The 12,690-nt window shown below is 72.7% G+C and carries 10 protein-coding genes; 8 read left to right on the forward strand and 2 right to left on the reverse strand.

Going from position 1 to position 12,690, the window contains the following annotated elements:
- Positions 1 to 71 precede the first annotated feature (71 nt).
- The gene (locus CP978_RS31625) at positions 72 to 1,349 is read left to right on the forward strand and encodes a TerD family protein (protein WP_150478344.1); all 1,278 of its coding nucleotides are present in this window, start codon (positions 72 to 74) and stop codon (positions 1,347 to 1,349) included.
- A gap of 87 nt (positions 1,350 to 1,436) precedes the next feature.
- Here the strand turns inward: CP978_RS31625 and CP978_RS31630 are convergent, their stop codons facing one another.
- Positions 1,437 to 2,630, reverse strand: a complete 1,194-nt coding sequence (locus CP978_RS31630) for a glycosyltransferase (protein WP_043446632.1) — start codon at positions 2,628 to 2,630, stop codon at positions 1,437 to 1,439.
- Positions 2,631 to 2,669: 39 nt separating this feature from the next.
- Between CP978_RS31630 and CP978_RS31635 the strand changes: the two genes are divergently transcribed.
- From CP978_RS31635 to CP978_RS31665, 7 genes are all read left to right on the forward strand, one after another.
- On the forward strand, positions 2,670 to 3,455 hold the full coding sequence (locus CP978_RS31635) for a glutamate racemase (RefSeq protein WP_043446634.1): 786 nt from the start codon (positions 2,670 to 2,672) through the stop codon (positions 3,453 to 3,455).
- Between the two features lie 100 nt (positions 3,456 to 3,555).
- On the forward strand, positions 3,556 to 4,089 hold the full coding sequence (locus CP978_RS31640) for a hypothetical protein (RefSeq protein WP_043446637.1): 534 nt from the start codon (positions 3,556 to 3,558) through the stop codon (positions 4,087 to 4,089).
- 99 nt (positions 4,090 to 4,188) lie between these two features.
- Positions 4,189 to 5,838, forward strand: coding sequence for an apolipoprotein N-acyltransferase (gene lnt / locus CP978_RS31645; RefSeq protein WP_052454411.1), 1,650 nt, complete (start codon positions 4,189 to 4,191; stop codon positions 5,836 to 5,838).
- Between the two features lie 9 nt (positions 5,839 to 5,847).
- A complete protein-coding gene (locus CP978_RS31650) occupies positions 5,848 to 6,327 on the forward strand; it encodes an NUDIX hydrolase (RefSeq protein ID WP_043446641.1) in 480 nt (159 codons plus the stop codon).
- Between the two features lie 54 nt (positions 6,328 to 6,381).
- Positions 6,382 to 7,182, forward strand: coding sequence for a 3-hydroxybutyrate dehydrogenase (locus CP978_RS31655; protein WP_043446644.1), 801 nt, complete (start codon positions 6,382 to 6,384; stop codon positions 7,180 to 7,182).
- A gap of 83 nt (positions 7,183 to 7,265) precedes the next feature.
- Positions 7,266 to 9,197: a helix-turn-helix domain-containing protein gene (locus CP978_RS31660; protein WP_043446647.1), complete on the forward strand. Its 1,932-nt coding sequence runs from the start codon at positions 7,266 to 7,268 to the stop codon at positions 9,195 to 9,197.
- A 299-nt stretch (positions 9,198 to 9,496) separates the two neighbouring features.
- Positions 9,497 to 10,744 carry an MFS transporter gene (locus CP978_RS31665; protein ID WP_052454412.1) on the forward strand — a complete coding sequence of 416 codons (1,248 nt, stop codon included), beginning with the start codon at positions 9,497 to 9,499 and terminating at the stop codon, positions 10,742 to 10,744.
- Between the two features lie 86 nt (positions 10,745 to 10,830).
- On the opposite strand, the gene CP978_RS31670 is transcribed toward CP978_RS31665, so the two are convergent.
- Positions 10,831 to 12,675 carry a glycoside hydrolase family 76 protein gene (locus CP978_RS31670; protein ID WP_043446650.1) on the reverse strand — a complete coding sequence of 615 codons (1,845 nt, stop codon included), beginning with the start codon at positions 12,673 to 12,675 and terminating at the stop codon, positions 10,831 to 10,833.
- Positions 12,676 to 12,690 lie beyond the last annotated feature (15 nt).

Here is a 12,690-nt window from a genome sequence, read left to right on the forward strand (position 1 = left end):
GGTACGGATGCCAACGGACCGCCCCGGACCGGACCTCGGTCCCGGTGCGGCGACCCACGAGGGGGACGGACATGTCGATGGCGAAGGGAACGAACCTCCAGGTTCCGACGACCGCGCTGCGGGTCGAGCTGAGCCGGCGCCCCGGACCGGGCGTCCCCGACGCGGACGCCTCGGCGCTGCTGCTGGTCGACGGAAAGGTCCGTGACGACACGGACTTCGTCTTCTACAACCAGCCCGCGCACTCCTCCGGCGCGGTGCGTCATGAGGGCAAGCGGGACGCGGGCGGTCAGGTGACGGACACGCTCCTGGTCGACCTGGCCCGCGTGGAAGGCGAGGTCCAGCGGGTGGTGATCGCCGCCTCCGCCGACGGAGGGACCTTCGGACAGGTGCCCGGCCTCGCCATCCGTGTGCTCGACGCTCGGGACGGCGCGGAGGTGGCGCGCTTCGACCCCGCCGCGACCGTCGAGACCGCGTTCGTGCTGGGGGAGTTCTACCGCCGCCAGGGCGCCTGGAAGTTCCGCGCCGTCGGACAGGGCTACGACAGCGGACTCGAGGGCCTGGCCACGGACTACGGGATCACCGTGGACGAGCCGCAGCACGCGGCGCAGCCGCCCGCGCCCGCCGCCCGCCCCGACGCGCCGGTGCCCGCGACGGCCACCGTGCTCGCTCCACCGGCGCCCCCCGTCCCGCCGTCGGCGCCCCCGGCCGCGGTCAGCCTCAGCAAGGTCACCCTCACCAAGCAGGCCCCCTCCGTCTCGCTGGCCAAGCAGGGCGGGACCTCGGGCGCCATGCGGGTGAACCTCAACTGGAAGATGCGCAAACAGTTCTCCGGCTGGGGCAGCAAACTCGGCCGGTCGATCGCTCTGCACGCGGACCTCGACCTCGACCTGTGCGCCCTGTACGAGCTGTCGGACGGCAGCAAGGGTGTCGTCCAGGCGCTCGGCAACGCCTTCGGATCGCTGCACCGGCCGCCGTACATCCACCTCGACGGCGACGACCGCACCGGCGCGGTGGACACCGGCGAGAACCTCACCGTCAACCTCGACCAGAGCCAGAAGTTCCGGCGCATCCTCATCTTCGTGACCATCTACGAGGGCGCCCGCTCCTTCGCCGATCTGCACGCCACGGTCACCCTCCAGCCGCAGCACGGCGCACCCGTGGAATTCTCCCTGGACGAGTGCACGGTCCCCTCGACGGTGTGCGCGCTCGCCCTGATCACCAACACCGCCGGCGATCTGGTCGTCCAGCGGGAGGCCCGCTATCTGGTCCCGGACCGCGGCGTCAGTCCCCAGCGCACCATCGACCGCGCCTATGGCTGGGGCATGAACTGGACCCCCGGCAGAAAGTGACCCGAAAGGACCGGTCCGGTCGGCGAGCGCGACCGGACCGCCGCCGCCCGAGCCCGAGGTCCGGGCCCGGAGCCTGACCGCCGCGGCTCACTGCTCTTCGAACGCCGCGTCCGGACGTGCGTAGGTGCGGCCCTTCCAGGCCGCGCCGCGCCCCCGGTAGTGCTGCACCGCCGAGTCGACGGTCATCAGCAGATACAGCGACGCGGTCACCGGCAGCAGCAGCGCCAGCCACGGCGGCTGACGGTAGTAGTGCAGCATCGGGGCATAGGTCACCGTCATCACCGCCTTCGCCAGCCCGCCCAGCACCAGGGCCACCGTGTTCCCCGTGACGACCCCCACGATCAACGCCACGGACGGCACCAGATAGACGACCGCGAGTCCGAGCACCGTGCCGGCGAGCAGCAGCGGACTGTGCCTCAGCTGGGCGTAGGCGCTGCGGGAGACCATCCGCCACAGATCGTGCAGCCGAGGGTAGGGGCGCACACTGTCGACGCCCTCAGCGAGCCCCAGCCAGATCCGGCCCCCGCTGTCCTTGACCGCCCGCGCCAGCGCCACATCGTCGATGACGGCCTGACTGATCGCGTCGGGGATCCGGGCGCGTTCGGCGGCGTCGGCGCGCAGCAGCACACAGCCGCCCGCCGCGGCGGCCGTCCGTGATTCCCGCACCGCGATCCGCCGGAAGGGGTACAACTGGGCGAAGAAATAGACGAACGCGGGGACGACCAGCCGCTCCCAGACGCTCTCCACCCGCAGCCTGGCCATCTGCGAGACGAGGTCGAAGCCGCCGGTACGGGCCGCCGAGACCAGATTGCGCAGACTGTCGGGGGCATGGGCGATGTCGGCGTCCGTCAGCAGCAGATACTCGGGTGCGCCCGCGCGTGCCAGGCCGATTCCATGGCGCACCGCCCACAGCTTGCCGGTCCAGCCCGCCGGGGGTTCGCCGGGGGAGCCGACCGTGAGCGGCAGCCCGCCGTGCCGCTTCGCCAGCTCCCGGGCCAGCTCCCCGGTCCCGTCCGTACTGCCGTCGTCGATCAGGAAGACCTCGGCGTGCCCGGGATAGTCCTGGGCGAGCAGCGACGGAAGGCTCTGCGGCAGTACCGCGGCCTCGTCCCGGGCCGGCACCACCACCCCGACGGACGGCCAGTCCCCGGGATCCGCACGGGGCGGCAGCCGGACGTCCGTGCGCCAGAAGAAGCCCTGGCACAGCAGCAGCCACAGCCAGGCGGCGAGTGATGCGGCGGCGATCCACACGATGGCGCTCACCCGCGCAGTCTGCCCCACCGGGCGGGCCGACGCGCGCCCATCGACTATCGTGACCGGGTGAAGATCGCGCTCATGGACTCCGGAATCGGCCTGCTTCCCGCCGCCGCGGCGGCACGGCGTCTGCGGCCCGATGCGGATCTCGTACTCTCCTGGGACCCCGACGGGATGCCCTGGGGACCGCGCACTCCACAGGACATCACCGAACGGGCCCTGGCCGTCGCCGAGGCCGCCGCCGTGCACCGCCCCGACGTCCTGATCGTCGCCTGCAACACCGCGTCGGTGCACTCGCTGCCGGCGCTGCGCGCCCGGTTCGAACCGGATCTGCCGATCATCGGCACGGTCCCGGCGATCAAGCCGGCCGCGGCGGGCGGCGGACCCGTGGCCATCTGGGCCACGCCCGCCACCACGGGCAGCCCCTACCAGCGCGGACTCATCCGGGACTTCGCCGACGGGGTGACCGTCACCGAGGTGCCGTGCCCCGGGCTCGCCGACGCCGTGCACCACGCGGACGGCGCGGGGGTGGAGGCCGCCATCGCCGCGGCGGCCGCGCTCACCCCCGAGGACGTCACCACCGTCGTGCTCGGCTGCACCAATTACGAACTGGTCGCCGACCGCATCCGCGCGGCTCTGCAGCGGCCCGGCCGGGCGCCGCTCATCCTGCACGGGACCGCCGGCGCGGTGGTCGCGCAGGCGCTGCGCCGCATCGAGGAGACATCCGCGCCCGAGGCTCCCGCCACGGGCGGTCTGACGATCATGCTGAGCGGTCGTGCGGGAGTGCTGCCCGCGGAGGCACTGGACTACGCCGAGGGCAGGCTTCTGCAGGAGGTCAGCCCGGCGCGCTGAAGCAGGACCCGGTTTCGGTGTCGCGCCACCCAGGTACGCCCGGACGAGTGACTCTCCGCGACCTGGTGCCCGCGCTGCGGAACCTCGGTACCCTCATGGCATGAGGGAGCACCCCCCTGGCGACCCCGAGGTCTGGACGGGGCGCGCGACCAACCGCGCACAGTGGCTGCTGGCGCTCGGCGGCGCGGCCTGTATGGCGCTCGGTATCGAGTTGGCCGTGGACTCCGCCTGGACGTCCGGCACGGTTCCCCTGGTCATGTCCGTGGTCGGCTGTATCGCGGCCGGGCTGCTGGTCCTGTTCGGCACGCTGGCCTTCGTCCATGTCGCCGTGAAGGTCGACAAGGACTGCCTCGAAGTGCGCTGCGGCCATATAGGGGTGCCACGACGCCGTATCCCCCTCGCGCTGGTCGCCGGTGCCGAATTCGTGCCCCGGGTCACCCCGCGGCAGTGGGGCGGCTGGGGCTATCGCTGGCGGCCCGAGAAGGGCACCGCCGTCGTCGTACGGCGCGGTGAGGCGGTCGCCCTGCGCCTCTGGGACGGCCATGTCTTCACGATCACCGTGGACAACGCGGAGTCGGCGGTACGGGTCATCCGCGCCCGGCTCCACCCGAGCCTGCCCGGCGCCACCCACTGATCCACCCAAGCGCCACGGCGGCGGGACGGGCGGGAGCGTCCGAGGCGTGCGGACTCACCGAGCTGTCGGCGATTCGGTCACGCACCGTACACTCCCCGGGTGACCGTCACCGCAACCTCCGTGGGTAGGCCGGAACAGCCTGCACCCCCGGCCGCACCCTCCGGGGCACGCCGGATGCAGCGCCTCGTCCCGGCCGCCACCGCGGCGCTCTCCGGAGTGCTGCTGTATGTCAGTTTTCCGCCCCGGACCCTGTGGTGGCTGGCCCTCCCGGCCTTCGCCCTCTTCGGCTGGACCCTGCGCGACCGAAGCTGGAAGGCGGGCCTCGGCCTCGGCTATCTCTTCGGCCTCGGCTTTCTTCTGCCGCTGCTCGTCTGGACCGGGGTCGAGGTCGGCTCCGGCCCCTGGCTGGCACTGGTCGTGGTGGAGGCGATCTTCGTCGCGCTCGTCGGCGCGGGCATCGCACTCGTCTCCCGGCTGCCCGCCTGGCCGGTGTGGGCCGCCGCCGTGTGGATCGCGGGAGAGGCGGCCCGCGCGCGGGCGCCGTTCGGCGGCTTCCCCTGGGGGAAGGTCGCCTTCGGCCAGGCGGACGGTGTGTTCCTGCCGCTCGCCGCGGTCGGCGGTACCCCGGTGCTCGGCTTCGCGGTCGTGCTCTGCGGCTTCGGGCTGTACGAGACGGTGCGGGTCGTCGTGGCCCACCGGCGAGGAGACGGCGGTGCACCCTGGCGCGGCGCGGCGGTGACCGCCCTGCTCAGCCTTGTCGTCCCCGTGCTGGGGGCCCTCGCCGCGCGCTCCCTGGTCAGCGACAAGGCCGAGAACGGCACCGCCACCGTCGCCGTCGTCCAGGGCAATGTGCCGCGTGCCGGGCTCGAGTTCAACGCCCAGCGGCGGGCCGTCCTCGACTACCACGCACGGGAGACCATACGGCTTGCCGAGCAGGTCAGAGCAGGGAAGGTCCCCCGGCCCGACCTGGTGCTGTGGCCCGAGAACTCCTCCGACATCGACCCCTTCGCCAACCCCGACGCCGCCGCCGTGATCCAGGGCGCAGCCGACGCGATCGGCGTGCCCCTGTCCGTCGGCGCCGTGGTCGAGCGCGGCGGCAAGCTCTACAACGAGCAGATCCTCTGGGACCCCGACAAGGGGCCGGTGAACACCTACGACAAGCGGCAGGTGCAGCCCTTCGGCGAGTACCTCCCGCTGCGCCCGCTCCTCGGCGCCATCAACAAGGACTGGACGTCCATGGTCCGCCAGGACTTCAGCCGGGGGAACAAGCCGGGCGTGTTCACCATGGCGGGCGCCAAGGTCGGGCTCGTCACCTGCTACGAGGCCGCCTTCGACTGGGCCGTGCGCAGCACCGTCACCGACGGCGCGCAGCTGCTCTCCGTCCCCAGCAACAACGCCACGTTCGACCGCAGCGAGATGACCTACCAGCAGCTGGCCATGTCCCGGGTACGGGCGGTGGAGCACAGCCGCACCGTGACCGTGCCGGTGACCAGCGGTGTCAGCGCCGTCATCCTGCCGGACGGGACGATCACCCAGCGGACCGGGATGTTCGTGGCCGCCTCGCTCGTCCAGAAGGTGCCGCTGCGCTCCTCCGAGACACCCGCCACCCGGCTCGGCACCCTGCCCGAACTGCTTCTGGTGCTGGTCGCGGCCGGCGGGCTGGGCCGGGCGGCGGTGTCCGCCGTGCGCCGCCGCGCCGACCGGGAGATCCATGCCGAACAACAGCGGGTGACGGAGGCGGCCCGCTAGGGTCGGAGCATGGCTATTCCCGACTTCATCCGGACCATCCGGGCCTCCGCCGGTCGCCAGTTGCTCTGGCTCCCCGGTGTCACCGCCATCGTCTTCGACGACGACGGCAGGGTGCTGCTGGGGCGCCGTTCCGACACCCGCAGATGGTCGGTGATCGGAGGCATCCCCGAGCCCGGGGAGCAGCCGGCGGCCTGTGCCGTGCGCGAGGTGCAGGAGGAGACGGCCGTACGGTGCGTCGTCGAGCGGGTCGTCCTGGTCCAGGCCCTGGAGCCGGTGACATACGAGAACGGCGACAAGTGCCAGTACATGGACATCACCTTCCGCTGCCGGGCCGTCGGCGGCGAGGCCCGCGTCAACGACGACGAGTCGCTGGAGGTCGGCTGGTTCACGGTGGATGCGCTGCCGGAGCTCAATGAGTTCGGACTGCTTCGGATCAAGCAGTCGCTGTCGGATGCACCCACATGGTTCGACCCCACGAATCCGCTGTGAAGTATGTGCGGTAACCATATGGGGAGGGGTAGGGGGCCAGCCTAGGGTCGAACCATGACCGCGCCCCATCCCCTCCCGGCCGCGCCCGTCCCCTCGCTCGACCTCGGCGGACGCACCGCCCTCGTCACCGGTGCCGCCGGCGGCATCGGCCGCGCCTGCGCGCTGCGGCTGGCCGCCGCCGGCGCCGAGGTGAGGGCGGTCGACCGGGACGCCGCAGGCCTGGACGCGCTCCGCGACGCCGCCCGGGGCCTCCTGGGCACCGTCCGCCCGCAGGTCCTCGACCTCACCGACCTGGACGCGGCCGAAGGTGCCGCGGCCGGAACCGATGTCCTGGTCAACAATGCGGGGATCCAGCTGGTCCGCCCCCTGGAGGAGTTCCCGCCCGAGGTCTTCCACACCATCTTGACGGTGATGCTCGAAGCTCCGTTCCGGCTCCTTCGCGGGGCCCTTCCCCATATGTACGAGCAGGGGTGGGGCCGCATCGTCAATGTGTCCTCGGTCCATGGCCTGCGCGCCTCCCCGTTCAAGTCGGCGTATGTGGCCGCCAAACACGGTCTCGAAGGGCTGTCCAAGACCGCCGCCCTGGAAGGCGCCCCCCATGGGGTCACCTCGAACTGTGTGAACCCGGCCTATGTGCGCACCCCCCTGGTCGAGAAGCAGATCGCGGACCAGGCACGGGCCCATGCGATCCCCGAGGAACGCGTGGTCGCCGAGGTGCTGCTGAAGGACAGCGCCGTCAAACGGCTGATCGAACCGGCGGAGGTCGCCGAGGCGGTGGCCTATCTCTGCAGCCCGCAGGCGTCCTTCGTCACCGGGGCCTCGCTGGTCCTGGACGGCGGTTGGACGGCACACTGAACGAGAGCACGCCGGGCGAGGGCATGACAGAAGTTGTCCACAGGGCCGGGCGACCCGGCCCGGGTCTGGGTCATCCTGGGGCCATGTCTCGCGATCATGCACAACCCGCGGAGCGCCCCGGCGTCGATGTCGAGGCGCCCTTCCTGGAGCTCCTGGCCCGGGGCGCCTCGGCCGACGCCTATGAGCAACCGGTGCTGCTGGCCCGCGCCGAGGGCCTGCCCGCCGGGACCGTCGACGCACTGGCACGGGCCAAGCGGCTCGCGCTGCGGGTGCGCGCGGAGATGGAAGGCAGACGCCGCCGTGAGGCCGAGCTGTCCGCGCTCTTCGAGACCGCCCACGACCTGGCGGGGCTGCGTGACCTCGACGCCGTGCTCCAGGCGATCGTGCAGCGCGCCCGGTCACTGCTGCGCACCGACGTCGCCTATCTCACCCTGAACGACGAGGACGCGGGCGACACCTATATGAGGGTCACCGAGGGCTCCGTCGCCGCACGGTTCCAGCAGCTGAGGCTCGGCATGGGGGAGGGGCTCGGCGGGCTGGTCGCCCAGACCGCCCGGCCCTATGTGACCCCCGACTACTTCGAGGACGAACGTTTCCAGCACACCCGGACCATCGACACGGGAGTGCTCGACGAGGGGCTCGTGGCGATCCTCGGCGTACCCCTGATGATCGGATCCCAGGTCATCGGGGTGCTCTTCGCCGCCGACCGCAGGGCTCGCGTCTTCGCACGCGAGGAGACCGCCCTGCTCGGCTCCTTCGCCGCACTGGCCGCCGCGGCCATCGACACCGCGAACCTGCTCACCGAGACCCGTTCGGCCCTCGACCGGCTCGCCCGCGCCAACGAGATCATCCGCGACCGCAGCGCGGCCGTCGAACGCGCCTCGGACGTCCACGACCGGCTCGCCGAACTCGTCCTGCGCGGTGGCGGCGTCCACGACGTGGCCGCAGCCGTCTCCGAAGTCCTCGACGGCACGGTCGAGTTCGCCGAGGCCGACGCCGCCCCCGCCGCGGCCCTGGAGACGTCCCGAGCCGAGGGCCACGCCGTGCGGCACGCGGAGGACTGGATCGCCGCCGTCGCGGCCGGCGGCGAACTGCTCGGCGCACTGGTGCTCCGCGGCCATCCGGGGCTCGACCCCGTCGACCAGCGCACCCTGGAGCGCGCCGCGATGGTCACCTCCTTGCTGCTGCTGGCCCGCCGCTCCGCCGCGGACGCCGAACAGCGGGTGCGCGGCGAGCTGTTGGATGACCTCCTCGACGCCCGCGACCACGATCCCCGGCTGCTGCGCGAGCGCGCCGTGCGGCTGCGCGCCGACCTCGACGCCACCCATGTGGTGCTCGCCGCCCGCCTCGACGGCACCACAGCCGACGCCGACCAGGAAGCCGCCGCGCGCCGCCGGCTGTGGTCCGCCGCCTCCCATCTGGCGGCCACCCGACAGGGGCTCGCCGCCGCCCGCGACGGCGGCACGGTCCTGCTGCTGCCGCTCCGACCGGGCGACAGCGCGACGGACCTCGCCCGCCGCACCGCCCGCCAACTGGGCACCGCCGTCCACGACAAGGTCACCGTCGGCGCGTCCGCGCCCCTCGAGCGGCTCTCCGGCCGCCTCGACGCGGTGGCCGCGGCGTATGCGGAGGCGCGGCGCTGCCTCGACGCCCTGCGCCTGCTGGACCGTTCCGGGGACGGGGCCGCCGCGGAGGACTTCGGCTTCCTGGGACTGCTGCTCGCCGGGGACCGCGACATCACGGGCTATGTCCAGCGCACGATCGGCCGGGTCATCGCCTACGACGAACGGCGCGGCACCGACCTGGTACGCACCCTCGACGCCTTCTTCGCCTGCGGGATGAGCCCGGCACGCACCAAGGACGAACTCCATGTCCATGTGAACACGGTGGCGCAGCGCCTGGAGCGGGTGGGCCGTCTCCTCGGCGACGACTGGGGAAGCCCCGCCCGCGCCCTGGAGATACAACTGGCCCTGCGGCTCCACCGGTTGGCGACGCCACCGGGGGACGGCCGGTGAACGGCGGCCCGGCGGGCGGGATGACCGGAACCATCCTCGCCGGCCGGGCCGCACCGGACCGGATCACGGTTCCGTGACCCCTCGCGACAGCCACCGGTGATGGACATCACTGGGCCCGGCGTCGACAATGGCCGTCCACACCACATCGAGATTTCTGCCCGGTGATGGAGTCGGCGCGGGGCGCGTGCCCCCTCTCCGCGCCAGAACTGGACGGTTTCAGGCGGCGACCACGGGACGGTGAATTCGGGCACCGACGTCCCAGGCGGAGCCGTCCCACCGGGCAGCGGACAGGACTCGCCGTGCCCTCGGCGAACTACCGTTCCCTGCTGCGTACCCCGGGTGCCGCAGCCTTCTTCCTGCCGGCATCGCTGGGACGCGTCGGCATCGCGATGACCAGCCTCAGCATCGTCTGGCTCGTGCACAGCCACACCGGCACCTTCGCCGCGGCCGGCCTGGCCGGCGGCGGGTTCGCGGTGACCGACGCGCTCGTGGCGCCACAACTGGCCCGACTCGTGGACAGGTTCGGGCAGACCAGGGTCCTGCCGCCCGCACTGCTCGGCCACGCCCTCGCGGTGGCCGTCCTCGTGTCCCTGGTCGCCGCCGATGCCTCCGCGGCCCTCCTGACCCTGGGCGGTGCGCTGGTCGGGGCCGGTGTTCCCCAGCTCGGCGCGATGTCCGCGGCACGCTGGGCGGCGCTGCTGCGCACCGACCGAGCGGCAGAACTGCCCACCGCCTTCGCTCTGGAGTCCATCAGCAACGCGGTGGCCTACCTTGTGGGCCCGACGCTCGTCAGCGCACTCGCAGCGGCCGGCCGTCCCACCGTCGCGATGGTGCTGGCTGCCTCCTTGTCGGTGGCTGGCGGTCTGGCCCTGGCGATGCAGCCAGGCAGCGCGCCCTCACCGGTGGCCGACAGCGCCGCGCACACCCGTGCGGGCCGCTCGTTGCGGTGCGGCGCGGTCTTCGTCCTGATGGGCCTCAATCTCGCCCTCGGGGTCTTCTTCGGTGCCATGCAGGTGTCGGTGACCGCCTTCGTGGTGGAGCACGATGCACCGAGCGCCGCAGTTCCGGTCTTCACCGTCTCCAGTTGCAGCGGCCTGCTGGTCGGCTGGCTGTACGGGCTGCGCCGCCGGCGTGCCGCACCCTCGGTGCATCTGGCAGCGGCCTGCGGTGCGCTGATGCTCGGCACGCTGCTGTTGCTCATGGTCCGCTCACCGTTCGGACTCGGAGTGGTCGTGGTCCTGACCGGTGCCACGATCCAGCCCCTGCTGGTGCTCTTCTCCGTGCTCACCGAGTCGACCGTCCACCGGGCCGTACTGACCCAGGCGTTCTCCTGGCTCGGCTCGGCGAGCGCGGCGGGCTCGGCCGCCGCGGTGGCGGCCTGCGGCTGGGTGATCGACGCACTCGGGGCACGCGGTGGCTTCGCGGTCGCCGTCACGGCCGCCGCCGCGATGGCACTCCAGAGCCTCGCCGGCCTGCGCCTGCTGCGCGCGCCGGAGGGACAGCTGACATCTGTGGAGCCGCCGACTCCGACTGCGCCACCCGCATGATCGCCGAAGCCGCGTCCGGAGCGGGCCGGGGTACGACGCAACGGCCGGTGGGGCGGACCCCACCGGCCGTTGCGTGACGGTGGGCGCTACTGCGCCGCGGTGAGGGCCTCCAGGGCGCTGGCCTGGGTGCGCCAGTCCGACTGGTTCGGGCCGGTGCCCGCCCAGCGCTGGCCGAGCCGGTTCAGCGGGTCCCGGTCGGTGCGCCACAGGGAGTCGGCCTGTGTGGCGAGGTACGCCCGGTAGGCCGTCGAGCCGGTGGCGTCCGCCAGGTCGGCCAGGTGCCGGACGAAGATGCCCTTGAACTGCTTCTGGTTGTCGTCGCAGGTGCGGGTGCCGATGTCGCAGGACTCGGTCAGCACCCCGTCGCGGGTCAGCTCCGGCGCCGACAGTGCCGCGTCGGCCAGGCGCCGGGCGGTGGTCAGATACCGGCTCTCGCCGGTGCCGCGCCAGAGCTGGGTGAAGGCGCCGATGGCCAGGCCCTGGTTGTAACTCCACACGGTCTGCCCGTTGTTGGCGCAGCCCGAGGTCAGCCCGTCGTTGACCAGACCGGAGGCGTTGATCAGCCCGCTGTCCAGGTACCAGTCGGCCGCCGTGCGCGCCCGTCCGCCCCACAGCGTGTCACCGGTGAGCCGCTGGTGCAGTGCCGTCGTCAGCCACAGATACAGGCCGTTGGTCACCGCGTTCTTGTAGGTGCGTTCCCGGTCCCACCAGATACCGCCGCCGCAGGTGCCCGGGTCCCAGTACTGCTGGAGGTAGGAGGTGATGGTGACCGCCTCGTCGAGATAGCGCCGCTCATGGGTGTGGTCGTAGGCCGCCACCCAGGCCACCGCCCACCAGCCCGCGTCGTCGACGGCCCGGCTGATGAAGTGCCCCTCGACCGGGTCCGAGCTGCGCCCGCCCGCCGGGAAGACGCCGTTGTTCTGCTCGAAGGTGCGCGCGACGGCCCAGTCGTAGTCGTGCCGCCCGGTGTGCTGGGCGTAGTCGACCACCGCGGTGAGCGCCACCGCCGAGTTCCACCAACTGCTCCGCCACCAGCCCTCGTCGGTCCGGTACGAGGCCATGAGCGCATCGGCCGCCGCGGTGGCCCGGCTGGGTACCGGCCTGGCCCACGCCGTGCAACTGCCCTCCTGGTGCGCCGCCTCACGGCCGCAGGCGCGGACCGCTCCGCCGTAGAGCAGTCCGTGCGGGTCGCGGGTGGCGAACATGGCCGTCCGGGTACCCGTCCGCCCGGACGGCACGGAGGTGCGGCCCAGTGAGGAGCCCTCGGGCCAGGTAGCGCCCTCGTCCCAGGAGCGGTCCAGCCAGATCTCGTCGCCCGCGCCGCCGTTGTCGATGACGCTCCAGGCCATGCCGCCCCGCTGGTCCATGTGCAGGGTGATGGTGCGCCCGAACAGGGTCGTGGCCGGTACCGGCTGCTCGTCGCCTGCCGCGGTGGCCGGGTCCGCGCCGTCGCAGGAGGAGCCGTCGCAGACCTGCGGGCGGAACCAGTCGGTGCAGGTGACCGCGTTGGCGTCGCCGCAGGCCCGGATCCAGCCGCGCCGGTGCCCCACCGGGTCGGTGACGTTGTACATGAGGGTGCGCGTGCCGGTCCAGGTGGCGGGGATGCCGGCCTTGCCCAGCAGTCCCTCCCAGGTGGCGCCCCGGTCCCAGGAGCGGTCCAGCCAGACCGCGTCACCGGTGACACCGTTGTCGATACTGGCCCAGGCCATGTCGTCGGCCTCGGAGACATGCAGCCGCAGGACGCGGCCGTTGATGTTCAGGTCGGGAACCGGGAAGGACTCCTGGGCCGCCTTGGAGGGGTCGAGGGTGTCGCAGGCCAGCGCGCACACCGGCGTCGCGGCCCGGGCGGGTGAGGGCAGGGCGAGCAACCCGGCCAGGGCGAGCACCAGGGTCACCAGCCCGCACAGCAGGCGTTGTCGATGTATGGACATGTTGTCGGGTCCGTC

The organism is Streptomyces nodosus (assembly GCF_008704995.1).
Classification (GTDB): Bacteria; Actinomycetota; Actinomycetes; order Streptomycetales; family Streptomycetaceae; genus Streptomyces; species Streptomyces nodosus.

Coding starts and splice junctions, on each gene's coding strand:
- CP978_RS31625 (WP_150478344.1), top strand. CDS start 72: ATGTCGATGGCGAAGGGAACGAACCTCCAGGTTCCGACGACCGCGCTG.
- CP978_RS31640 (WP_043446637.1), top strand. CDS start 3,556: ATGAGGGAGCACCCCCCTGGCGACCCCGAGGTCTGGACGGGGCGCGCG.
- CP978_RS31650 (WP_043446641.1), top strand. CDS start 5,848: ATGGCTATTCCCGACTTCATCCGGACCATCCGGGCCTCCGCCGGTCGC.
- CP978_RS31655 (WP_043446644.1), top strand. CDS start 6,382: ATGACCGCGCCCCATCCCCTCCCGGCCGCGCCCGTCCCCTCGCTCGAC.
- CP978_RS31660 (WP_043446647.1), top strand. CDS start 7,266: ATGTCTCGCGATCATGCACAACCCGCGGAGCGCCCCGGCGTCGATGTC.
- CP978_RS31670 (WP_043446650.1), bottom strand. CDS start 12,675: ATGTCCATACATCGACAACGCCTGCTGTGCGGGCTGGTGACCCTGGTG.